Annotated in this window: 18 protein-coding genes; 14 read left to right on the top strand and 4 right to left on the bottom strand. The window is 41.5% G+C overall.

The window, feature by feature from the left end; translation table 11 throughout:
- Positions 1-142 precede the first annotated feature (142 nt).
- The 7 genes from ACRHOZ_RS19330 to ACRHOZ_RS19300 all read left to right on the top strand — a co-directional run bounded on the left by ACRHOZ_RS19330 (position 143) and on the right by ACRHOZ_RS19300 (position 9,348).
- The gene (locus ACRHOZ_RS19330; protein WP_431129359.1) at positions 143-973 is read left to right on the top strand and encodes a dienelactone hydrolase family protein; all 831 of its coding nucleotides are present in this window, start codon (positions 143-145) and stop codon (positions 971-973) included.
- A gap of 196 nt (positions 974-1,169) precedes the next feature.
- Positions 1,170-1,592, top strand: a complete 423-nt coding sequence (locus ACRHOZ_RS19325) for an ABA4-like family protein (protein ID WP_431129357.1) — start codon at positions 1,170-1,172, stop codon at positions 1,590-1,592.
- The gene (locus ACRHOZ_RS19320; protein ID WP_431129354.1) at positions 1,589-2,389 is read left to right on the top strand and encodes a hypothetical protein; all 801 of its coding nucleotides are present in this window, start codon (positions 1,589-1,591) and stop codon (positions 2,387-2,389) included. The genes ACRHOZ_RS19325 and ACRHOZ_RS19320 overlap by 4 nt, the downstream gene beginning before the upstream one ends.
- A 12-nt stretch (positions 2,390-2,401) precedes the next feature.
- Positions 2,402-3,490, top strand: a complete 1,089-nt coding sequence (locus ACRHOZ_RS19315; RefSeq protein ID WP_431129351.1) for a sensor histidine kinase — start codon at positions 2,402-2,404, stop codon at positions 3,488-3,490.
- On the top strand, positions 3,471-4,223 hold the full coding sequence (locus ACRHOZ_RS19310; protein ID WP_431129348.1) for a LytR/AlgR family response regulator transcription factor: 753 nt from the start codon (positions 3,471-3,473) through the stop codon (positions 4,221-4,223). The genes ACRHOZ_RS19315 and ACRHOZ_RS19310 overlap by 20 nt, the downstream gene beginning before the upstream one ends.
- A 285-nt stretch (positions 4,224-4,508) precedes the next feature.
- Positions 4,509-6,911, top strand: coding sequence for an ABC transporter permease (locus ACRHOZ_RS19305; protein ID WP_431129345.1), 2,403 nt, complete (start codon positions 4,509-4,511; stop codon positions 6,909-6,911).
- 232 nt (positions 6,912-7,143) lie between these two features.
- Positions 7,144-9,348, top strand: a complete 2,205-nt coding sequence (locus tag ACRHOZ_RS19300; protein ID WP_431129342.1) for a DUF5916 domain-containing protein — start codon at positions 7,144-7,146, stop codon at positions 9,346-9,348.
- Positions 9,349-9,388: 40 nt separating this feature from the next.
- On the opposite strand, the gene ACRHOZ_RS19295 is transcribed toward ACRHOZ_RS19300, so the two are convergent.
- Positions 9,389-10,861, bottom strand: coding sequence for a hypothetical protein (locus ACRHOZ_RS19295; RefSeq protein WP_431129339.1), 1,473 nt, complete (start codon positions 10,859-10,861; stop codon positions 9,389-9,391).
- Positions 10,862-10,946: 85 nt separating this feature from the next.
- Here ACRHOZ_RS19295 and ACRHOZ_RS19290 point away from each other — a divergent pair, with 85 nt between their 5' ends.
- From ACRHOZ_RS19290 to ACRHOZ_RS19270, 5 genes are all read left to right on the top strand, one after another.
- A complete protein-coding gene (locus tag ACRHOZ_RS19290) occupies positions 10,947-11,972 on the top strand; it encodes a helix-turn-helix domain-containing protein (protein ID WP_431129336.1) in 1,026 nt (341 codons plus the stop codon).
- Between the two features lie 155 nt (positions 11,973-12,127).
- Positions 12,128-13,021 carry an ACP S-malonyltransferase gene (gene fabD, locus ACRHOZ_RS19285; RefSeq protein ID WP_431129333.1) on the top strand — a complete coding sequence of 298 codons (894 nt, stop codon included), beginning with the start codon at positions 12,128-12,130 and terminating at the stop codon, positions 13,019-13,021.
- Positions 13,022-13,299: 278 nt separating this feature from the next.
- Complete coding sequence (locus tag ACRHOZ_RS19280) at positions 13,300-14,673, top strand: hypothetical protein (RefSeq protein ID WP_431129330.1); 1,374 nt, start codon at positions 13,300-13,302, stop codon at positions 14,671-14,673.
- Positions 14,674-14,708: 35 nt separating this feature from the next.
- Entirely contained in the window at positions 14,709-16,514 is a 1,806-nt protein-coding gene (locus tag ACRHOZ_RS19275) for a sodium:solute symporter family protein (RefSeq protein ID WP_431129326.1), read from the top strand.
- On the top strand, positions 16,501-17,199 hold the full coding sequence (locus ACRHOZ_RS19270) for a galactosamine-6-phosphate isomerase (protein WP_431129323.1): 699 nt from the start codon (positions 16,501-16,503) through the stop codon (positions 17,197-17,199). Before ACRHOZ_RS19275 ends, ACRHOZ_RS19270 begins: the two co-directional genes overlap by 14 nt.
- Positions 17,200-17,206: 7 nt before the next feature.
- Here ACRHOZ_RS19270 and ACRHOZ_RS19265 read toward each other — a convergent pair whose 3' ends face one another.
- A complete protein-coding gene (locus ACRHOZ_RS19265; RefSeq protein WP_431129320.1) occupies positions 17,207-17,980 on the bottom strand; it encodes a 3-keto-disaccharide hydrolase in 774 nt (257 codons plus the stop codon).
- A 256-nt stretch (positions 17,981-18,236) separates the two neighbouring features.
- On the opposite strand from ACRHOZ_RS19265, the gene ACRHOZ_RS19260 reads away from it, so the two are divergent.
- Together ACRHOZ_RS19260 and ACRHOZ_RS19255 are read left to right on the top strand one after the other, a co-directional pair.
- Positions 18,237-19,661 (top strand): hypothetical protein, encoded by a 1,425-nt coding sequence (locus ACRHOZ_RS19260; RefSeq protein WP_431129317.1) that lies wholly within the window; start codon positions 18,237-18,239, stop codon positions 19,659-19,661.
- 1 nt (position 19,662) lies between these two features.
- A complete protein-coding gene (locus ACRHOZ_RS19255; RefSeq protein WP_431129314.1) occupies positions 19,663-20,874 on the top strand; it encodes a C1 family peptidase in 1,212 nt (403 codons plus the stop codon).
- A gap of 249 nt (positions 20,875-21,123) precedes the next feature.
- Here the strand turns inward: ACRHOZ_RS19255 and ACRHOZ_RS19250 are convergent, their stop codons facing one another.
- Both ACRHOZ_RS19250 and ACRHOZ_RS19245 read right to left on the bottom strand, forming a co-directional pair.
- Positions 21,124-23,253, bottom strand: coding sequence for a chitobiase/beta-hexosaminidase C-terminal domain-containing protein (locus tag ACRHOZ_RS19250; protein WP_431129311.1), 2,130 nt, complete (start codon positions 23,251-23,253; stop codon positions 21,124-21,126).
- Positions 23,254-24,708, bottom strand: a complete 1,455-nt coding sequence (locus ACRHOZ_RS19245) for a DUF1501 domain-containing protein (protein WP_420399651.1) — start codon at positions 24,706-24,708, stop codon at positions 23,254-23,256.
- Between the last annotated feature and the right edge of the window lie 4 nt (positions 24,709-24,712).

Below are 24,712 nucleotides of genomic sequence, written 5' to 3'. Positions count from 1 at the left end.
TTTGGCCAATCCAACGAAAAAGATGCCATCATCAACTTATTTGAAGCAATTCATATAGCTAACGCAAATTGCATTGCAATTAGGGTTGATTTGCCCCCAAAAAAGGCAATCACTACATTTATAGGATCAAAAACAATTCGCAATGAAATCACTATCCACTTCCGTTCTATTTGTTGCCTTGTTGCTCAGCTTTTCATGCAAGCAAAAAGCCAAAACCGAAAGCACTCCGGAGCCAACACCCTTAGAGGTAAAAGTAAAGGGAGCTGAAGTTGCCTATGCTTCAGATTCCACCAACCTGAAAGGGTATATTGCATTTGACGAGAATAATAAGGACAAACGCCCTGGAATACTAATTGTACACGAATGGTGGGGTCACAACAATTATGTTCGGGAACGGGCCGACATGTTGGCCCAGCTTGGATACACGGCCTTGGCGGTGGATATGTATGGGGATGGGAAGCAAGCTGACCATCCAGATGATGCCGGAAAGTTTGCGATGAGCGTTATGAGCAATTTACCCGAAGCCAAAGCTCGATTTAACGCCGCTGTAGAATTGTTAAAACAACATGAATCCGTGGATACAGAAAAACTCGCTGCCATTGGGTATTGCTTTGGAGGAAGTGTGGCCTTGACCATGGCCAACAGTGGAGCCGACCTTGATGCCGTAGCTGCTTTCCATAGTGGGGTCTCCCTACCTGTAATGCCCGGCAAGGACCTCAAAGCGCAGGTACTGGTGTGCAACGGAGCCGATGACCCGTTTATCAGCGCTGAATCCATTACCGCCTTTACCTCGGCCATGGATTCCATTGGAGCCAAGTACCAATACATTTCTTACCCTGGAGTAAAACATAGTTTTACTTCCAAAGAAGCGGATGCCAACGGCGAAAAGTTCCAGTTGCCCTTGGAGTATAATGCCGAGGCTGATCAAAAATCTTGGGCCAGTTTACAAGAATTATTGGACCAGGTTTTTTAGGAACCGAACCATAACACCCAAACATAAAGGATGGGAAGCTTGTTGAAACAGGCTTCCCATTTTTTATTGAAAATATCCTCAAACTTTGGTTGGTGACAATTCAACCATCCATTGCGATGGTACAACATAAAGACCTTCGGCAAACCTAGGTGATCATTGATTTTTGGAGGGTGTAAAACTCTAAAACCAATCATCAATGTCAACAACAGAAGTTTTTTCGATTGCCGGTATGATGGCAATGCCCATGTGGCTTTTAATGATCTTTCTTCCCAAATGGAAGGTGACCCGCTTTTTGATGGACTGTCGGGTAATTCCAATCCTACTGTCCTTAATATATGCGTGTTACATCATCTTGCACCTACAATCGGGTGGTAGTCTTGACTTTGGAAGTTTATCCTCTGTGATGTCTTTATTTACTAAGGAAGAAGCAGTATTGGCAGGTTGGGTGCATTACTTGGCTTTTGACCTTTTAATAGGGATGTGGATGCTGAACCAAAACCAAAATTTGGGAATTCATCAGCTATTGATGGCACCTTGCCTTTTTGCCACCTTTATGCTTGGACCCGTGGGCTTTTTGCTCTTCATGTTACTCCGAACCATAAAACTTGAAAGGTCATGAAAAGCGTAAAAGAAGTACTCGGTACTATAAAACAGCACAGTCCCATCTTGTACGCAATAGGGATGTTCCACTTTATCCTTGCAGCCGTTTGTATTATTGGTTTTTTTATTGATGACCGAATGTTGGTCGGAATCAATGTGTGGATCAAACCTCTCAAATTCTCCATTTCTGGAGGAATTTATCTGCTCACCTCTGGTTATTTGGCCACCTTATATCCATTTTCCAGAAGAAAGCGAAACATTATAAACAATCTGGTTTCTTGGCCTTTATTGTTGGAGATTATCATCGTGGTCATGCAAGCTTCCCGTGGGGTGCAATCACATTACAACCAATCCAATTTATTGGATGGGATACTTTTTGCAATAATGGGCTTGCTGATAAGCATAGTGGTGTTCACCATGGTCTTTTATATTGTGGAAACCATCCGATTAAAAATGCAAGTGCCCAGACCAGTGCAATGGGGCATCTTGTTGGGCTGGATGGTAGTGTTGTTCGGTAGCTGGGTTGGTGGCCAGATGATTGGACAAATGGCACACAATGTAGGAGTGGCAGATGGGGGTGAGGGATTACCCTTGCTCAACTGGAGCACCATAGCGGGTGATTTGCGTGTAGCACACTTTTTCGGATTGCACGGCATTCAAATAATTCCTTTATTCGCAGTAGTGGTTACCAGAAAATGGAATGCATCCAAAATGGCCAAAAATCTAGTGGTGATCCTTTTTGGACTATGTTATGCCTCTTGGATTGCATACACCTTTTATCAGGCCAAACAGGGCCTACCCTTGGTAGGGCTTTAAACCAATGATTCTATGGGGCTTTTAAACAAAGCAAATCGGATAAAATATTTGGCCTTTAACGACCTATGGTTCATGCTGGGAGGTATTGTGCTCCTAAGCTTTATAACGGATTTTCTATTTTCCGGCGGCTCCTTTAGTAGGTGGCCGTTTGTTGAAGCCACCATCAATTGGAGTATTTCCCTCCTGTTTGCAACAATCAATTGGTTGATCATTCGTACAATTCTCATTGCTTTGCGTAAAAGGTACCCAAGTCTAAAGGATAACAAAAAACGAATCCCCATGTTTTTCCTTTCTATTGTGGTTACAGTGATTACAGTGGACTATGCGGGAAGTACCATATTGGGTACCATCTTCAACGATAGCTATAATCATCCCACCAGGGCAAGAATTGTGGTCCCAGTTATTTTGATCAGTACCATGACCATGGCCATTTACGAGGCCATATATTATTATGTTTGGTTAAAGAAGTCCATCCGAGAAGAGGAGCAGGCCAAACAGGCCATTGTGCAGGCACAATTGGACGCATTGCGGAATCAGGCTCAGCCACACTTCTTTTTCAACACCCTTAACACGCTTCGCGATATCATTGATCAAAACACGAGGGAAGAAGCGAAGGAATTTGTAAATCGCTTGTCTGAAATATATCGGTTTATATTGGACTCTGGAAATGCAAACCTTATCCCCTTAAAGGATGAAATAAAGTTCGCGGAAGCTTATATCCACATACAAAAAGAGCGCTTTGGAGAAAACCTCCAAGTGGATTGGAATATTTCAGAAGAAGCGAAAAAGCTATTGATAATTCCCATGAGTTTACAATTATTATTGGAAAATGCTGTAAAGCACAACATTGTTTCCAAAGCCAAGCCTTTATGCATCCATGTTACTGTTGCTAATGGAAATTTGAAGGTCGTCAACAAAATACAACCCAAGTCCACCCAATTGCCAACTACCAAATTGGGGTTGAAAAACATTGAGCGGCGCTACGCACTTATATCGGAACAACAGGTGGCAATATCCAAAGCAAATAACCTTTTTGAGGTAAAGTTGCCTTTGTTAAAGAATGATGATCAAAAACATTCGCATGCAAATACTGATTATTGAAGATGAGGCCCGGGCGGCCAACCAACTACAGAACTTGTTGCAAACGTTAGCGTTTGATTATGACCTATTGGGAATCATGGACACGGTGGAAGAAAGCGTGGACTGGTTTCAAAATAACAAGGCGCCTGACTTAGTGTTTATGGATATTCAGCTTGCAGATGGACTAAGCTTTGAAATTTTCCAAAAAGTACAAGTGCCTTGCCCTATCATATTCACCACGGCTTTTGATCAGTATGCCATTCGCGCATTTAAGGTGAACAGTGTGGATTATTTGTTAAAGCCCATACAGCAAGTAGACTTGGAACAGGCCTTGGATAAGTTTAAGCGCTCTACCCAAGAGCTTACCATAAGCCATGAAACACTTCAAAACTTTTTGGCCGACATGCGCAAAGGCAGCCAGCGTGAGGGCATTTTGGTAAAAGAAGGCGATGGTTTTTCGCAACTTCGCATTTCTGATTTGTTGTACGCCTATTCCGAGGATAGTATAACCTTCGGGGTGACCGCCCACAAAAGGGTAATAATTGATGAAACCTTGGATCAATTATATCCAACCTTGGATGCCAATCAGTTCTTTCGAATCAATAGAAGTCAAATTGTGGCAAAGCCCTCCATTCTAAAAATTGAACGGTATTTTAACCACCGATTGAAATTGGGAATAACCAATGCCAGGGATCAAGAGTTTGTGGTAAGCAGACCCAAAACCAATGACTTTAAAACTTGGCTGAATCGGTAGACATCCACATGTGATCTTTTTCAGATATATGGATTTAGGGTTCGTACACTTCTTAGCATGTGGGGATATTGGAATTTCTTAATCGCTATGCGTATAAATAATGGACACCTCCTGTAAATATTTTTTACAGTTTTGGCTGTATTTTTTTGCCAATATCATTATAATTAACTAACAATCAAATGATTAATAATTTGGCACACATATAGCTGTGGCAATTGCAAAATTCCTATGGAATTTTTCGAGACCTCCTAATCAATAGGTCCCACACTTCAAAAAACGAATATCATGATCAAGAACTATCTAAAAATCGCCTGGAGAAATAGCATAAAACACAAGTGGATATTTTCCATCAATATTGTTGGCCTGGCATTGGGAATTGCCTCTTGTTTGGTTATCCTACTTTTTGTTGTTGATGAGCTTAGTTATGACCGTTACAATGAAAAGGCCGATGAAATTGTAACTGTTGCCTTTAGGGCAAAGGTGAGTGGGGAAGAGATTAAGGAAGGTTCTATAATGGCACCTGTTGGAAAGACCTTGAAACAGGAATTTCCTGAAGTGGTGGATGCCACACGTATCAGAAATGGCCATGCCCCAAAGATCTTAGTGGACAATCAAGTGTTCCGGGAGAATAAATTCGCATTTGTCGATGCCAACTTCTTCGATGTATTCACACTTCCGATTATTGAAGGGGACAACAGAACTCCTCTTAATGAACCCTATACGGCAGTTATCACCAAGGAAGAAGCCCTAAAGCTCTTTGGAGCTTCCAACGCCATTGGTAAATCATTCTATGTAGATGGGAATGAGCAACCCTTTAGAGTTACTGGTGTTATCCAAGCGGTACCGAGAAACTCACATTTTCATTTTGACATTTTTGCCTCCATGGAAGGGCTTCCAGAGGCCAAAAGTGACTCTTGGTTTGAGGGAAGTTTCTTTACCTACCTGCTCTTAAGAGAAGGAACAGACCATAAAAACCTGGAGAGTAAACTGCCCTACATTTTGGAAAAATACATGGGCCCCAATATGCAAGAGGTGTTGGGCATGCCTTATGAGGAATTCATTAAGGAAAACCGATTAGGGTTTAAATTGTTCCCGTTGTTGGATATCCATTTATATGCAGACAATGCCATCAATGATCAACTGGAGCAGGGGGGCGACATAAAGTACGTCTACATCTTTAGTGCTATAGCCCTGTTTATGCTACTAATCGCCTGTATTAATTTCATGAACTTGTCAACAGCTACCGCCGCAAAAAGGGCCAAAGAGGTGGGTATTCGAAAAGTTTTGGGCTCCAACAAAAATCAATTGCTCTATCAATTTTTGGCCGAATCATTCATTGCCACATTGTTTGCAATGTTTCTGGCTGCTATTTTAGTCTTTCTGTCACTACCTTATTACAATGAACTTTCCGGGAAGGAACTGGAGCTTTCCTTCCTTGGGCGACCTATGATTTTGGTGTCTCTTTTGCTCTTAACGCTTTTTGTCAGCTTGTTGGCAGGGAGCTATCCAGCTTTCTTTTTGTCGTCCTTTAAACCTATTGCAGCTCTAAAGAGCAAGTTCTTGGGAAGTAGCTATAACAGGGGCGTACGAAGTGGTCTGGTTGTATTTCAATTTATCATTTCTGCTGGATTGATTTTGGCAACCCTAGTGGTCAACCAGCAAATGCAGTATATTCAGAATAAAGATATTGGTTATGACAGAGATCAATTACTTGTTATTAGGGAAGCCTATCTCTTAGGCAATCATCAAACAGCTTTCAAAAATGAAATGCTGAAAAATCCCATGGTAGCATCCATTACCCAATCTGCCTTTGCACCAGCCGGGGATTCAGATGATAGTCAGACTTTGATTTCAAATGACGGTCAATTCGTTAGGAGAATGCCTGTGTACAACATAGATGAGAACTACATCCCTACAATGGGCATGGAGTTGGTGGCCGGAAGAAATTTTTCCAAGGAATTTGGAGCTGATTCCACAAACCTGATTATTAATGAGACCGCCGCAAAGATTCTGGGTCTTGGCGAAAACCCATTGGGTAAAACCATAACGGAAGGAAATAACAACACTAGAACCGTGATTGGAGTGGTCAAGGATTTTCACTTTAAGTCCTTGCACCAACCCATAGATCCATTATTTCTGATGTACGCGCCTTATGGTGGGTTGATCATCAAAGCAAAAACTTCCGACATGTCAGGCCTTATAGCAGATGCCAATACCCTGTGGAATAACTTTGGTAGCAGTGAGCCGTTCGGATACACTTTGTTGGATGATTCCTATCGGCAGACCTATGTTAGGGAACAAAAAATGGGAACTGTACTAAATGTCTTTGCTCTTTTGACCATTTTGGTTGCCTGTTTAGGTTTATTGGGCCTCGTTACCTTTACCGCGGAACAGCGGTTTAAAGAAATTGGAATACGAAAGGTATTGGGTTCATCTGTAATCGAAATTGTTATGATGCTCTCTAAAGACTTTTCCAAGTTGGTTTTTATCTCATTTTTGATAGCCTTCCCACTAGGATATTATCTAATGGGTAAATGGTTGGAAGGCTTTGCTTATCGGATAGCAATACCATGGTGGCTTTTTGTCTTGGCGGCATGCGTTACATTGTTGATAGCACTTGGAACCATTGGATGGAAAAGCTTTCAGGCGGCAACCATGAATCCCGTCAAAGCACTACGGGACGACTAACCATGAGCACTGTTTGCGCCCTTAAATCAATCTGATAAGAGGCACGAAAAACAAAGTAGGAGCGTCAATAGGTTTCTGGGAAGTTTTACAATTTGAAAAAACTAGAATTCATTCCTTGGCGCACTTTTTGGAAAAAGGTAGTGCTCGTGTCCTTTAGGTTCCCAATACTGTCATTCAGATAAAATTTCGGGGAATTCCCCTCTGAAAGCCCTAATTTCATGCCTTATCAACCATGGGTTCCAAAAGCATTTATTTATTTCTAAGGGATTTAGGCCTCCCTTTTTTTGCCATGTTCTTTGTTTTTCAGGTTCATGCCCAAAAAAAGAACGCTGATTTCCGATACCATATCCGTAAAACAACACAGCCCATTGTTATTGATGGTGTGGTGGATGAGCAAGCCTGGCTAGAGACAGATGTAGCGGACGACTTCTTTATGGTATTGCCCATGGATACTGGAAAGGCCAATGAACTTTCGGAGATTCGGATGACTTATGACGAAAAGAACATTTATCTCGCGGCTACATTTTTTAACAGTGTTCACGGCAAGTATTTTGTGGAATCGCTTAGAAGGGATTTTTCCTTCGGAAAAAACGATAATTTTTTGCTGTTCATGGATCCGTTTAACAATCAAACCACTGGTTTTTCCTTTGGTTCCAATGCCGCAGGGGCGCAGTGGGACGGTACCATGTTTGGCGGAGGCAGTGTGGACTTGAATTGGGATACAAAATGGATTTCCAAGGTAAAACAGGATCCGGACAAATGGGTGGTGGAAATAGCCATTCCGTTTAAATCCATTCGGTATGAAGATGGCGTTACCGAATGGGGCATCAATTTCAGTAGGTTGGATTTAAAATCCAGTGAAAAATCCAGCTGGACACCTATACCGAGACAATTCCCTACAGCTTCCCTGGCCTATACCGGTGTGTTGGTATGGGACGCGCCACCTCCAGCTCCCAAAACCAATATTTCGGTGATTCCGTATGTGTTGGGGGAAGTAGTGCAAGATTTTGATGAAGCAGACGACTTTGAAAAAAGGGTAGGGGGCGACATAAAATTCAGCCTAAGTTCTTCGCTTAATCTAGATTTGACCATAAATCCTGATTTTTCCCAGGTGGAGGTGGACCGTCAAGTCACCAATTTGGACCGTTTCGAGTTGTTTTTTCCTGAACGTCGCCAATTTTTCCTGGAAAACGCAGACTTGTTCGGCAACTTTGGTTATCCAACAATTCGTCCGTTTTTCTCAAGGCGTATTGGATTGGGAGTTCCCATTAGGGCAGGAGCCAGATTGAGCGGAAACTTAAACGAAAAATGGCGCTTGGGCGTCATGGATATGCAGACCGCAAAGGTGGACGAAGAGGGAAGGCCCAGCCAGAATTTTGCCGTGGTCTCTTTACAACGCAAAATGTTCAGCCGATCTAGCCTTGGGTTTCTTTTTGTGGACAAGGAATCACTTCGATATCCACATGAAGCAGATTCATTGCGAAACTTGTTCCCTAAGTTCAATCGGAATTTGGGAGTGGAATATAATTTGGCCTCTTCCAATAACCTATGGACAGGAAAGGCGTTCATGCTGAAATCTTTTGCTCCCGGCCGTGTGAATGGAAATGGGATTACCCAGGCAGCGCATTTGGAATATAAGAGCCGGATCTGGAACTGGGGTGTACAGGAACAATCGGTTGGAGAAAACTATACCGCAGAAGTTGGATTCGTTCCTCGAAAAGACTTTATCAATATAAATGCGTTTTTAGGTCATACCTTTTTTCCAAAAAATGACGAGGGAAGACTGGTAAGCCATGGTCCAAAAATCAATAGTAGTTATTTCCTAAATCAAAAATGGGAGCGTACAGATAACTTTACCGAACTGGAATACTTACTAAGTTTCCGAAACCGTAGTAGTTTCGAGCTTGGATTTGTAAATGAATATGTAGAGCTTTTGGCTCCGTTTGATCCCACACGTTCAGGCAAGGATTCCTTGGCAACGGGTACAAGGCATAGTTGGAATGCCCTTCGGTTTGACTACGCTTCCAAGCCCCAAAGTATGTTCACTTACACTGCTGGAGGTTATTTTGGAGGTTATTATCTAGATGGAAGGCGCATCAACCTCAATGGAGAATTGGGATATCGTTTTCAACCCCATGTGAGCCTCAATGCGAACCTAAGCTATAACCATATCAGCTTACCAGCTCCTTGGAACGACACCGAATTTTGGTTGATCGGCTCAGAGGTGGATGTCACTTTTACCAATACCTTGTTCTTTGCGACCTTGTTCCAGTACAATGAACAATCGAGGAATTTTAATTTGAATTCACGGTTTCAATGGCGATATAAACCGGCTTCAGACCTATTCTTGGTGTATACCAATACCCAATTGTTGGATCCCCTAATCGGAAAGAGTTGGTCACTCACGCTAAAATTCACTCATTGGTTTAATTGGTAACCGGATATTCAGGTTTGCCTTGAAGCTCACAACAGACGATTCAATAACTTCTTCGTTTATACGAAAACTCATTAGTTCTAATTCCTATAGAATCCTGATAGATTCGATTTCGAACGCGTTGTTCAAATTCCCCATGTATTTGTTTTTGGATTTCCTTATTGGTCAAGTAGTCTATACTGGTAAAAACCATTGCTTTGGCAGCATGCAACATACCGTCTTTGGCATATTGTGTTTGTCCAAAAGTGGCACCTTCCCAATTTCTCATGGATACACCCGTAGGAAAACAACTGGTAACAATACTAATTAAGGGAACATGCCAGCTCACATCACCAATATCACTTCCATAACCATACAAACTCTTGGTCTTGTTTTCTTTAAAGGGGAGCACATTTGTAAGAAATCTGCCATCGTCCTTTTGGGTGGTATGCCATATTTTTTGGGCAAGTTCTAAATCTGAATCCAGGATTTTTCTTGTAGGAAGTTTGGTCATATTTGAATAGGCCAATTGGTTGCCAGCCAAATTTGGGATAAACTCATGTACGGCCCGGAAAACCTGAAAATGTGGAGAGTCGGGTTTATCCGACCTTAGTTTTTTAACAATCCTATGATATATTTCCACTGCTTGCTCCTGATTTGGATGTTCAATTCTAAGGTGGATTTTTAGACTGTCATTTGGAATAGCAAGGTCAAATGCGGTGTTTTTAATTTTGGTTCGGAGCAAGAGATTGTTCCCGTATTCCTGCTTAATGGAGTCTGCGAGGGCCCATAGCTGTTGGATATTTTTATGGGATTCCTGGGTATTTGGATATGCAACTTCAACATCCAAAATCGCATCCCATTGTGAAAGGCTCGCTGTCGTTACTGGTGCTGGGTGCCAAAAAAAGGCCAAATCCACCTCAGAAAAATATCCCGCTCTAACCAGCGGAACCCTTCCTCCAAAACTACCTTCCCCGGTGCTGAAAACATACATCAATTGGGCTTCTAAACCACCATTTTTTATGAGCTCTTTCAGCGTCAGTACGGTACCTAAACTGCCAGTGGCCAATAAATGGTGCCCTGCAGCTTGACCGTATTGGGAGTCTGGTAACCAAAATCCTTGTTGAGGAACCAACGGACTGTCGGCATCCCCCTCTGCCAACAAAGCAATTGTTGGCCCCTTTGTCCCAAAAGCGGCAATGAACATGGTTTCAAAACCTGCTACTGAATCTCTTATTGAAAATCCTTGGTCAACCAAAATTTCTTTCAAAAGATTGACCGTTTTGTATTCCCCAAGGGTGGGTTCAGAAAAGGTCCAGATAGAATCGCTGGTAGTACATAAAAACTGTTCCATTTCCGCTAGATATTGGTTGGCTTGTTGTTTTAGGTCGGAGGTGTTTTGGGCGATACTCCCATTGCAGATTAGTAAGGTTGCCAAGAAAGCATAGATTTTTTTCAAGTGCTGATAGCGTTGATTTGTGGTTTCTATTTTGACCTGATTGGAAGTAAAACTGACGAGGTTTATGAATTTTTTCATGTCCCAATTCTAATGGAATATCGTCATATATTTGTTCGAATTATTTAATTAGAACCTCAAATAGGCACTAAAATTTAGATGTTAAATGCTTGAACTTTTCTGGATAAAAAGTCTACTTAACTTTGTGGTTATCTGCCTTTCCGGTCTGGTTTTGGGTATTCTCGCATATCAGAAAAGAAAGGGATTGAACAGATTTTGGTCATTTCCTGTTTTATTGATTTTAATTATCCATTTTTTTGGCTTTTTGCGATTTACCATCTGGATAAACGATGCCAATCCGTTGATTGGATTGCTATATGAGTATTGTTTTATTTTGAATTTTGTTCTTGGGCCTTCACTTTTGGTGTTGGACCAAAAGAGGCCATATGGACAGTTGCAGCTTCTGCATTTCTTGCCAGCTTTGGGGGCGCTCTTGCTCTTGTTTTTTGGTGTTCTTGACTCTACTTTGCTAGTGATGATAAGCCAGCTCCATTTTGTAGGTTATGCGGTGCTAATCCTGTCCCAAGCAAACAGAAGAAGAAGGGAAATGGGCACTAACATCAAATGGGTAATTATGATGTTATGGTTGGGGGCGTATGCGCTGCATTTCTCGGAACTGTTTTTATGGTCCCAATTTGGAATCATTTCAGAAACTTGGGCCTGGGTGCTGTTTATACTTTCCGAAATTATGATAGTTGTTTCACTGCTGTTTCTTACGTATACGCTATCTACCAAGAAATTTAGAACAGGTAGTAATGAGTCTTCAAGATTGCCTGTTGAAGTTGTGCTAAAATTAGAAAAAGAATTCACCAACTATATTACCCAACCGCAGGTATACACGGATGCCCTGATCAATCTGCAAAAAGTGGCTAAGGCACTTCGGGTTTCTCCTCATCATGTTTCAAGATACCTAAGTCATCACCACGGTGATAGTTTTTTGAATATTATTAATTCCCTACGGATTGATGCTTCTAGGGAAATCTTGGAAGATGACTTGCAATCTGCTATGACCATTCAGGAGATTTGTTATACTGTGGGCTTTAACTCAAAGTCCACTTTTAATACTGCTTTTAAAAGGAAAACCGGAAAGACCCCTTCTCAATATAGGAGTCAATTCAAGATCAATGCATAATTCTGCTCTATAACTCTTAAATCGCCCTGCTCCCAAAACGATAAATGTAGGAATCTTTTGTTTTGACAATCGTTACAACATGTTTATCAGACATTTATCGAATATATTTCCAATTTTCACTGGTATCCTCAATCTTGTAGGTACTAATTGAATCCATGCACGCATATTTATTTCCAGGACAAGGAACACAATTTCCCGGTATGGGAAAAGAGTTGTACGAGAGTTCAGCTTTGGCGAGGGATTACTTCGAACACGCCAATGAACTTTTGGGCTATTCCATTACCGATGTTATGTTTTATGGGTCTGCTAAAGATTTGAAGCAAACCAAACATGCCCAACCTGCAATTTTTCTGCATTCCTATATCCAGGCCAAAATCCTTGGGAATAAATTTCAACCGGACATGGTTGCTGGTCATTCCTTAGGTGAGATATCCGCTTTGACCGCAGCCTCAGCATTGGATTTTGAGTCCGCCATAAAGCTTATCAGTGCCCGCGCCTCTGCAATGCAATCACTGTGCAAGCTCGAGAATACAGGTATGGTTGTGGTAGTGGGTCTTTATGATGTCATCGTAAAAAATGTATGTAAACAAGTAGATGGCATTGTGGTACCTGCAAATTACAACACATTACAACAGGTAGTGATTTCTGGTGAAATGAAGGCCTTGGATGAAGCAAGTCAAAAATTGAAGCATGGAGCGGAGAGAGTTGTAAAACTGACCGTAAACGGGGCATTTCATTCCCCCTTTATGGAACCAGCAGTGGATGAATTTACCCAAGCAATTGAAAAAACACAGTTTAAAGAGCCCACCTGTCCAGTCTACCAGAACATTGCTGGTCGCCCAGTGAGCAGCGTAGCGGATATAAAGAAAAACCTCATAGATCAACTGACTTCTCCCGTAATGTGGCGACATGGTATCCTGCACATGATTGAAGACGGTGCCACAGAATTTACAGAAATCGGACCAGGCAAATTTTTGAGCGGCCTCGTTCACCAAATTGATAAGAAAGTAAAGACAAACCCTGCTGTAGCACAGGAACCTGTCCTTTAAATTTCTGTTTACCACAGCTACTCTTCTTAATTTTTATCTAGTAGCCAAATTTGCCTTTGGTTTCTGTCAATAAGAAATATCCTGTCAACTATTAAAAATCTTAGTTAAGTAACGATGTCACATTAGGCAGAAACGTTAAGCTTTCGTTTTGGGCGGACAGTATCCAATGGTTTTTTGGCATAGAATGACCATGTAATTATCTGGTTCTTTTTCTTTAGGTAAATTTAAATAGCGTAATATTATAGTAATCAATTAGATGTACTATAAAACCAGCTGGTATGATCAAAATCGCCTATATAGGTGCAGGAAGTTTACAGTTCGGACCCGTCATTGTCCAAGATATTCTGATGAGTGATGTGCTTACGGGTAACGACCTGGAAATTCATTTGATGGACATTGAGCGTTCACATTTGGATCATGTGGTTAAACATGGAACCTATGTTAGTCAAAAGCTCTCGCGAAACACCAAGATTTTTGCTACTACAGATAGGGATGAAGCCATAAAGAATGCCCATTTTGTCATCTGTGCCCTGGAAAAGGACCGAAATGTATTCTGGTCCCAAGACTTTCATATACCCCGGAAGTATGGATTCAAACAAGTGTATGGCGAAAATGGGGGAGTGGGGTCGCTCTTCCATGCATTGCGAAACATTAAAGTAATTATGGAACTGGCCCGTAGTATGGAAAAACTCTGCCCAAATGCCACCCTGCTTAACTTCTCCAATCCGGAACACAAAATATGTGAGGCCGTAACCCGATTGACCACAATCAAAACTGTGGGTTTGTGCCATGGTGTATTTATGGGGAGGGAACAACTGTCCCAACTACTTGAGGTTTCCTTGGATGACCTTCAAACCAAAGCGTGCGGTATCAACCATTTTACATGGTTTCAAGAGGTCAAACAAAAATCAAGTGGAGAGGATTTGTATCCAAAACTCAAAGAAATTGAACTCCAGGGAGACTGGCTGGCCCAATGGCACGAAATTGCTTTGGGACGAATATTGTTTCGCAGATTTGGCCAATGGCCCTCACCAGCATCCAATCATTATGGGGAATACCTTAGATGGGCAGAGGAATTTGTGATTCCCCAACTGCAATTTTTCTATGACCCTGCCGAAGGACATCCGTGGGAAAACAACCAAATTCCCGAAGGCGTGTATACTGTGGATCGTGTGGATTACGAACGGGAATGGACCAAGGATTGGAACAAGAAGCTATTACCCGTTGGTTCCACTGAAGAAATACAGTTGGAAAACGAGGATGGCAGTTTTAAAAGTTCAGGGGAAATCGCCACACTGATCATGGAATCCATAATTTCTGATAAAAAGCAGTGGCTTGAAGCTGTGAATATGCCCAATATGGGCGCCATTCCCAATTTGCCCGATGAATTAGTGGTGGAAGCTCCGGCTTATGCCGATGCCTCTGGTATTAAGCTTGTATCCATGGAACCAATTCCTGAAGGGATTGCAGCAACCATACGCTTGCATGCCAGTATCCATCAGCTTTTGGTGGAGGCTTATCAGGAAAAATCCAAAGACAAACTGCTACAGGCCATTCTTTTGGAACCAACCGTTAATTCATACCGAAACGCGATTGACATGTGCAATGAAATGCTGGAATTGCAAAAAGAAGTTTTGCCGGAAATCAATTGAACCATATGAACAACATCAATACTGTAAAAAAATAGATGGGTTTAGCGCTGTTGGACTGGGCCGTCATTGTAGGATACTTGTTGCTAAGTATTGGTATTGGTGTATTTGTGGTCAAACATAACTCCAAGAACATCACCGATTTTTTTGTTGCGGGTCGAAATTTACCATGGTGGTTATTGGGAACTTCAATTGCAGCGACCTGGTTTGCCACGGACGCTCCGCTGGCAGTAACAGCGCTTGTTAGAAGCAAAGGTATTTATGGGAATTGGCTTTGGTGGTATTTGGGCACTGGAATCATGATGATGGTGTTTTTCTATGCCAAGTACTGGCGTAGATCAGAGATTTTGACCGATGCTGAGATGATAGAGCTCCGGTACAGTGGTAGGTCTGCTTCCATCTTAAGAGGTTTCACAGCAGCCTTCTTTGGGATTTTCAAGAATTGTATTTCCCTTGGTTGGATCATGTTGGCCATGCTGAAATTTTCCAACATCATGTTGGGATGGAGCGCAGAATTTGCGTTGGGAATCACATTGGCATTTGCCCTTTTACATACCTTGAGCTCAGGAATCAAAGGAGTGGTTATATTGGACATGCTACATTTCTCGGCTGGAACCATTAGTACCATAATACTGGCGATTCTGGTTTTGGTCCAAATAGGTGGTCCAACAGAGTTGGCCGAGCAAATCGCAGCACGATCAGATGCCCCGGCAGGAGTAATGGACATGCTCCCTGATTTATCCCATATTGGACCTACGGAGATGATAGCCTTTGTCTGTTTAATTGGAATCCTTTGGTTGGGGCAGGCCCAAGGAGACGGGTACATTGTGCAACGTTTGTTCTCTGCAAAGAACGAAAAACACGCTATTAAGGCTTCGCTTTGGTTCGCAGTGGCTGGGGTTGTAATTCTTACTTGGCCTTGGATAGTGGTGGGTCTCGGTTCAGTGGTAATACTTCCCATTTCAGAGGCATCCGAAGCACTATTGGCGGATCCCGAATTGGCCTATCCCATGATGATTAATGAGGTTCTACCTGTTGGGCTCAGGGGATTGTTGGTCGCAGCATTTATGGCGGCCTTTATGAGCACAGTTGATACCCATCTCTGCTGGGGAGGTTCCTATATGGTCAATGATATTTACAAACGGTTTATCCGTCCCGATGGAAACGACAGGCATTATCTGTTGGTATCCCGAATCAGTATTGTGCTTTTGTTGGCGCTTTCCTCGGTGGCGGCCTGGCAGATGGATAGCATAGCCGGTGCATGGATCTATATCATCGAGATTGTCTCCGGTATTGCCATAATTTTAATGCTGCGCTGGTTCTGGTGGCGCATCAACGCGTGGTCTGAAATTGCCAGTATGCTTTCTGCCTTGATCCTGGCCAATGGTTTTTTATGGATCAAATGGATCCATCGTTGGGGATGGGTAAATGATTCGGTTTTGGAGATGGTAAATGGCTGGTATCATGAAGATGTAGCGTTGATACGTGCAACTGTGCTCTTGGTGCTGTGCACCGCCATCAGTATTCTGGTCACCTTTATGACGAAACCGGTGGATAATGCCACATTATTGCATTTTTATACCAAAGTACGACCCAAAGGGTGGTGGGGACCTATTGCCAAACAGGTACCCGATTTGGTGGACAGAAGTTCTTCCAAAGGTTCATGGTTGGGCTTTCTTATTGGAGTAGTTTTCTTGAACAGCATTTTGTTCAGTGTAGGGCATGCGGTTTTAGGGAGGTATGGAAGTGCTTTTATATTAATGTTGGTCGGTGCAATTTGCGGTTGGCTCACTTTAAAATTTGTGGCATCAACCCAAACACAGGAAGCTGATGCGAATTCATAGATTCACTGATATCATGAAAATGGGGCAACATGCCACTTCCATCTTTTTGGATGAACTCACGATTAAACCGAATCTTCTTTTGTGCGCAGCTACTGGAAGTTCTCCTTTACCTATTTATCAGAGGCTCTCAATGGAAGCAAAGAAAAACCCAGTGCAATTTGAGCAGTTGCGCATCATTCCCTTGGATGAATGGATTGGTCTGTCCGGTGTGGAAGGTAGTTGTCGTGCGTATTTGGAAGAACAGCTTTTAAGGCCTTTGAAAATTCCAAGCAGTCAGTACTTTGCATTTAAGCCGTTGGCAGGGAACTTGGAAGAAGAATGTTTTCGAATACAAGCCATTTTGGACAAGCAAGGCCCCATTGACCTATGTGTATTGGGACTAGGGAGGAACGGACATTTGGGGCTTAACGAGCCATCCGACATCTTGAAACCTCATTGTCATATTGCTGATTTAACGTTGGAATCCCAACAGCATCAAATGCTTAAAGGGTCAAGCCAAAAGCCCACCAGGGGTATAACGCTGGGTATGGAGGATATTCTGGCGTCCAAACGGATTATCCTGCTGATTTCAGGAGCAGGCAAAGAGGAAGCAAAAAAGCAATTTTTCTCCCAAGTGATACACCCAAGATGTCCTGCCAGTTATCTCTGGAAGCACAACAATGTGGATTGCCTGGTGTTGGATTAAATCTAAGCTAAAGTTCTCTAATCTTCATATTTCGGAACCAGGCCTCAAAATACCAGTTTTGAAGTGCAATCTTCCCGCTAGTGGCCTTACCAAACCCGAGCGCATTCTTAAAACCTGATTCGGCTATTTTATTTTTCCAATCCTTGGAGGTCAAATCTTCCTTGGCCGTGAGTTTTCCGTTAAGATAGAACTCAAGTCTGCCATCTTGCTGAACAATTTTGGCAGTATTCCACTGTCCTACAGGATTGGCCTCCACCTCATTTATTTGGGGGGACAAATTCCATAGACAACCCGGTCTTTTGAGAGGAGTTTTGGTATCCATATGGGCAGGTTCCAATAGCTGGTATTCCGGTCCAGTCTGATAGGTGGCCGTATATTCAGGGGTCTCTTGCACATTGATAAATACGCCACCATTACCTCTTAGGGCCATTTGCCAGTCAAATATCAGTTCGTAGTTTTCGTATGCTTTATCCGTCACCAAATCCCCAAAGACTTTGCTTTCATCCGTGGCGTTGCAAAAAAGATTGCCGTCACGTACTTCCCAAGCAGAATATTGGGTGGAGTCGGCCTTGTTATAAAGATGCCAGCCATCCAAGGTTTTGCCGTCGAAAAGTAATGCCCAGCCCTGTTCTTTTTCCACATCCAACAATTGATTGTGAACCTGGTTTTCAGCAGCCAACTTTTTCGTCCGCCAAGTGGAGTCTTCAGTTTTTTTGTCGGTTTTGCAAGACGCCAAACAGAGCGAAAATAGTAGGGAAACTATGAAGGTATTGCGCATCATTTTTTTGTTTTTCTAAATGTATGAATTCCGCTTTTGATCTCCGTTCACAAATTCCCATTTTTTTGTTTTTGTCGAACAATTTTTGACTAGTGAAGGAGAGGGAGCAAGCAAGCATAGTCTTGTTAGAAATCTAATCGTAGGCGTCGATCTTCATCAGTTTGTTGTAAGTCTTTGAAGGAAAGAAAATACCTATTAGTGGGTATTGTAATCCAATCCTATGAATTGGAATTTAGTTTGAAATTTTTAAATCAAACAAATGAATAGGCTTTTTATCATTGGGTTGTTAATCTTCTGTTTACCAGTACAGGGACAAAAAAGTTCAATAAAAATAGGTAAACATGAAAACTTCTTTTTAACCATAAACGAAGAAGAAACTTATGTGGTTTTAGACAAGAATTTTAAAAGCAACACGGAACCAATAAGACAAGAAACCAACATTAATCTGAAAAGAAATAGTATTGATATCTATCTAAACTGGGTAAACCCCCTTCAATACAAAATTATCTTTCAAGACAGCATAATTAATGACCCGAGGATTGAGGAGATTAAGAAGTATTTCAAAGAAAATTTTACTGGACTCGCAGGAGGAACCTCGTTATTGAAAGCCACTTCATCCAATATAAGGCCTCTAGATTGTTCAAATATCAACGGACAAGACAAGGTCAGTAAACTTTTTCCTGAAGTATATAACAGTTTTCCCGCCGGTAGTTTCAATGCTGGAACCGATTTATGCAAATATTGGCAACTTATGTATGCTACGCTAAACCTTGATTTAAATAAGGAAGAAGAAAAAATTAAAAAGATTATAAAAAGTATCTATGCTGCGAAAACTCCAAGTGAAGCACTGCAAAGCCATTCGGATGGTATTGATATCATTAAAAGATTAAATGATAGCGATAAAGAGATTATTGCAAGGTTGTTTTATCTAAATCAAGAATCTGAAGCCATAGAAGATGATAGTATGCAAGTTCTTAAACAAAAAATGCAAAATCTGCATCAAAACATTTCATCATCCTATGATAATATTAAAAAGTTGGTAGTACTTCTAAAAACGTATTTGGGTCAAATAGAATCTTCTTTAAAAAAAGAGGCACTGGATTTCGACAATCATTATCGTATTAAAACCCTAAAGCTGGAGCGTGGGAATTCCATAGAACTATCCATTTCAATATCAAAACTTGAACTAAAAGATGACTTTTCCGTTGTGGAAAAGAGCAAAATAAAAGAGCATCATCTTTTGATACAGAAATACGATTTTGTTACCCCCAAAATTGCTACAGGAGTTTTTTATTCCAGTGCGTCGTTAAATAGCTTCGGAGTAGCCACCAATGACAATGACGAATTAATAGTAACGAAAAATGATATTGATAAAAACACTGCCTTAACAGGTGTGTTTTTAAATTTCAATTTTGATATCGGTTCTCAATTCATCTCTCCCTTGTTCCAAATTGGCGTCGATCCAACAAAAGAAAGGCCATATTTGTGCGTTGGTGGAGGCATATCCATCCCAACAAACAACTTTGCCATTTCTATAGGTCCTATATGGACCTGGAACCCAGAATTGAATGATTTAGACATTGATGATGTTGTAGACTCCACTAGTGTTTTGGAAGAGGATTTGACATATGAATTTTCTACATCACCAAGAGGTTTTTATATAGGATTTAATTACTCATTTTAACATGAAAAAGATAATCGCATCCATCATTTTTCTGGTGGCCGAAATAGCTGTTTCCCAAACGATCCAAAATAACCCGTATGGACTTAAAATACCTTCTCAAGAATATTTGGATTCTTTGCCGAAACAAAAATTTATTCCAGCTCGGCCCTTGGTAATTGGAAATTCGAGAGACTTGTCAAGTTGGATGCCAATCCCGGGTAATCAGGGAACTCAGGGAAGTTGTGTGGCTTGGACTATAGGATATGGCCTGAAAAGCTATCAAGAACGGGTAGAAGAAAACAATATGAATTTAGTTTTTAGCCCTGCCTTTATTTTTAATAGTGCAAAGGGACTTTCTGGAAGATGTGATGAGGGTATTTTTTTCTATGAAGGATTTGACATTTTGCGCATTAAAGGAATCTGCGAGTTGGTAGACATGCCGTACAAGGAACAAGAATGCAACAATGGTCCTACATTGTCTGCTCAACGTAAAGCTAACAGGTATAAAATACAAGACTGGAAAACTATCTACGCCAGTGAAAACAGTCCTATATCCGATATTTACCCCATAAAACATGAATTGTTTCAAGGTAACCCAGTCGCAGTGGCAGTATGGCTTGATTCCAATATCGCAAGGTTTTTGGATGACGCAAGACCAAATAAACCAAAGTACGTTTGGAGAAACCCATTGAACGATACTTCCAAGAAATATTATTATCATGCACTTTTATGCGTAGGATACAATGACAACAATAGAGAGTTCAAGCTGCTAAACTCTTACGGTCCGAATTCTGGAAATTCTGGCTACGTATATATATCTTATGATGCCTTTAAAAGAGCAGTTTATGAAGCGTACTTTGCAATAGACTTAGACAATCACAGAAGGCTGGTTGCTGCGACTAGGCCAAAACCCACAGATCCTGGTTTTGGTGTGCTAGAATCAGCTGCTGGTTTTAATGGATGGTTAAAAAAGGGGTACTTTATTCAGATAAATCAAGGATTGAAATTAAGTTGTGTAGATCTAAAAGGATCAGATAAAAATGTGATTTTTAAACTATACGATACCACAAGTTCTGAAGATAGATTAATAGGATCCTATGAACTTAATGAGGGTGATAAATATGAAATTACATATGATAACAAAACCTATAACCTTTTTCTCGACAAAATTGGAAATGCTGGAATAAACATTTTTAAACAGGCGGCGTTTATAGAGTTTTCTGCCATAGAATAGGTCGTTTATCTAGTGTTCGCCATTTCAAAAGATAAGTCATCAATGTCAAATTTTAGCAGAAGAGACAGAAATTGCATTTTTAATAACGGCCTTTTTAGCCTTTTAAACGGCAATTGTAAGAATATGAAATCTGAATTTTAGTAATTTCAGTTTCAATTTTCAACGACCATCGAACCAGTTCCTGTTTAAGGGATAGTCAATGGCATCAGAATTGAAAATTCCCTCACAACTTGGAATATGTGATTGACCTCAATGGAAAAGAATCTGATCTACAGCTACCCATCCAGGTTTTCCGGTTTTTTTGTGCCAATTGGGCAATTTGTCATAAGCTTCCACTTTTATGGCATAAAACCTATGGGAAACTTTACTGAAGGAAAGTATCTCAGATTTTAGCTTTCTTCCCTTGGCATCACTTTTTGCAAAAGACACATTTTTTTTGAGTAGAAGTGTCAAGGAGTCCATATTGTTACCAGACCAAACCTCAATACTTTTAGGAGGGACAATCTCTCCATATTCCCTTATTCCATAGCTGACCACTATTTTTTCGGTTTCTGGCGGGTTAGAACCAAAATCCATAGTGGCATGTAGGGGTTTTTCACTGAACCCGATCCATTGAAGCGGATCAATCCAGTCATTTCCTTTGATGTCATCAATTAGCGTTAAAACTCCTTTGCCGGCTAAATTTGGAGGGGGGGGATATTTTAACTTCGCGTCTACCGGGACATGCCCTTTATTGATAAATTCGAAAGTTTGTACCTCACTGTCTTCCCAACCTTCTTTATGTGCGTATGTCTTTATGATTTTAGAATCCCCTAAGGGAAATGGTTCGGAATATATTGTAGATAAGCTATCTGGTTCAGACCCGTCCGTAGTGTATCTCACCTGCACACCTTTAAACTTATGTTCGAGGATTATTTTTTCATTGTCAACGACATAATGTTTTTTCTGGGGTAGTACAGGGGGGGTTAGCTTGCTTTTGTCTTCCGCGGAAGGAACAAACCCTAACTCAAAACGTAGTTCCGGCATGCTCTTCCTGTAAGGAATCAACATGGAATCTGTAATGGAAGTGTTCCACAAATAAACCTCGCTCAAAGTTTCTATGGACTTTAAATCGTCCAAAACCTCCTCATTTATTGAAGTGCCGGATAATGAAAGCGAAGTGAGATTTTTGAACGACGAAAAGAGTTGAATACTTTCATTGGTAATATCCGTATTGTTCAAATTAAGATGTTCCAAATTCTCAAATTGGGCAATAAGCTTTAGGTCATTATCCGAAATGGGTAAATTGGATAAGTTTAGATGGGTCAGCTGTTCTTTGATTTTGGATAGCTCATTTAGGTAGTCAATTTTGAACGTACTTCTTCCAAAAATGGTTGCCTCGACGGCTGGTGAGGAAATCGATTTTTGAATGACGTTTCTAAATGGGCTGTTCAAATGTTCAAGCGTTTTCTTGTCGGCAAAACCGAAACTATACTCTGGCCCACTATTGAATTTTTCAATGATTTGGGAGGCAATACTATAAAGGCTGTCCTGGTTAGAGACTTCCGCTAGTGCAACTTCTGGATTTGCACCATGGGCTATCCAAGCCTGCAGCAATGCAAGATCTTGCGCACTTAGTTGTGTTTTGCCTTCAGGAGGCATATGATCTTCATGTTCAATTGGGAGCAAGGCTCTTTGGATAATGGCACTTTCATCCACATTATGGGCCAACCACAAGGGGCCATTGTCACCCCCTTTTTCTATACTTGCCAATGAAGAAAGGTCCAGTCCTCCTTTATGTTTATCAGGATTATGGCAACTGACACATTTAGATTTTAATATGGGTTGAACCATGTTTGCGAATAAGGGTTGGGTGGCATCAAATTCCTGATCTTTGGCTTCTGCTAGCGGTTGTGTTATAAAATCCGACCCATGGGTTAGATTGGCCCCGTAATGACCAGCAACAATTACGGTGACAAATGAGATGTAAAGCACACCTTTGTGTAGCCAAGTGCTATAATTAGTCAACACTAGGATATAGCATAGATAACCCAGCGCAAGTCCTGTCCATTTATGCACAGCCATGGAGGTGGACCCGTAACCTTCCAAATGCAAAAAAAAGCCCATTATAACAGCAATGGCGGTGGTCAATGCTGTAACCGACAGTAAAAACGCATGTATTTTTTCAAACGATGGTTCATCCAAGCTTTTTTTAAATAGGCTTAAAATCACCAGTAGCACAATAAAAGCAACGGGAAAGTGAAGGGTCAATGGATGTAATCGCCCTAAAGGTTCCAACCAGTAGGGAATTACCACATTCTCTTCAAAAATCAGCAATATTGTGGTCAAGGTCAATAGGCTAAAAACTATTGCCCTGCTTACTCTTTTAAATCTTAGCATTTATGCAATTATATCGTTAACAACGTGGCCATGAACATCGGTCAATCGAAACCTTCGACCCAAATATTTATAGGTAAGTTGTTCGTGATCGATTCCCATGAGATGTAAAATTGTGGCCTGAAGGTCGTGCACATGGACTGGGTCTTTGATGATGTTATAACCAAATTCGTCAGTTTCTCCATGGGTAAGCCCAGATTTCACTCCGCCACCTGCCATCCAAATACTGAAACATCTTGGATGGTGGTCCCGTCCATAATTGTCCTCAGTAAGTTTTCCTTGGCAATAATTGGTTCTACCGAATTCTCCACCCCAAATTACCAAGGTTTCATCCAGTAATCCTCTTTGTTTCAAATCTTTGATCAGTGCTGCGGACGCTTGGTCAACATCCTTGGCTTGAATGGCCATTTCATTGGGAAGATTTCCGTGCTGATCCCACCCCTGATGGTACAACTGTACAAACCGCACCCCGGACTCTGACAATTTTCGAGCTAGAAGACAGTTGGCGGCATAAGTTCCCGGAATCATGCAATCAGAGCCGTACATTTTGATGATATGATCGGGCTCTTTGGACATGTCGGTCACCTCTGGAACCGCAGTTTGCATGCGGTAGGCCATTTCGTACTGCTTAATTTTTGTATGAATCTCGGGATCTCCAAACTCTTGATATCCTTGTTCGTTTAAGGCTGCCAAATGATCCAACATAGTTCGTCGACTTTTCATGTCTATTCCGTCTGGATTGTTTAAGTAAAGTATGGGATCCTCGCTTGCGCTGAACTGTACTCCTTGATGGATGCTATCCAGAAAACCATTGGACCACAGTTTGGAATAAACACCCTGTCCATTTCCTTTACCTCTGGATAATAGCACGCAATATGCGGGAAGGTTTTGGTTTTCGCTTCCCAGACCATAACTCATCCACGCGCCCATGCTGGGCCTGTTACCTTGCTGTGCACCCGTTTGAATGAACGTCAATGCGGGATCATGGTTTATTGCCTCGGTATGCATGGTCTTGATCACGCAGATATCGTCAGCTATCTCTCCAATATGAGGAAATATCTCACTCACCCATGTTCCTGCTTTACCGTACTGTTGGAATTTAAATTTAGATCCAACCAAGGGGAATCGCTCCTGATTGGATGTCATCCCTGTAACTCTTTGCCCTTTTCGTATGGAATCTGGCAAGTCCTCGTTGAACATCTTATTGAGCAAAGGCTTATAATCAAAGCTTTCCAATTGTGAAGGTGCCCCATTTTGGGTAAGCATAATAATCCGCTTTGCCTTCGAAGCAAAGTGTTTGATGCCCAGGGGCAGTTCATCTGAATCATTCTGCCCGCCTTTGAACAAATCCGGAAGCAACAAAGAGCCAAGCGCCGCACTTCCCAAACCTAAGGCCGTTTTTCCTAGAAAGTGCCTACGATTGATATTTAGCCTGTTTTCAAAAAATTCTTTTTCCATTTCT

It is taken from the genome of Flagellimonas flava (assembly GCF_050617915.1).
Lineage (GTDB): Bacteria > Bacteroidota > Bacteroidia > Flavobacteriales > Flavobacteriaceae > Flagellimonas > Flagellimonas flava_A.
This window is presented reverse-complemented; position numbering and strand designations above follow the sequence as displayed.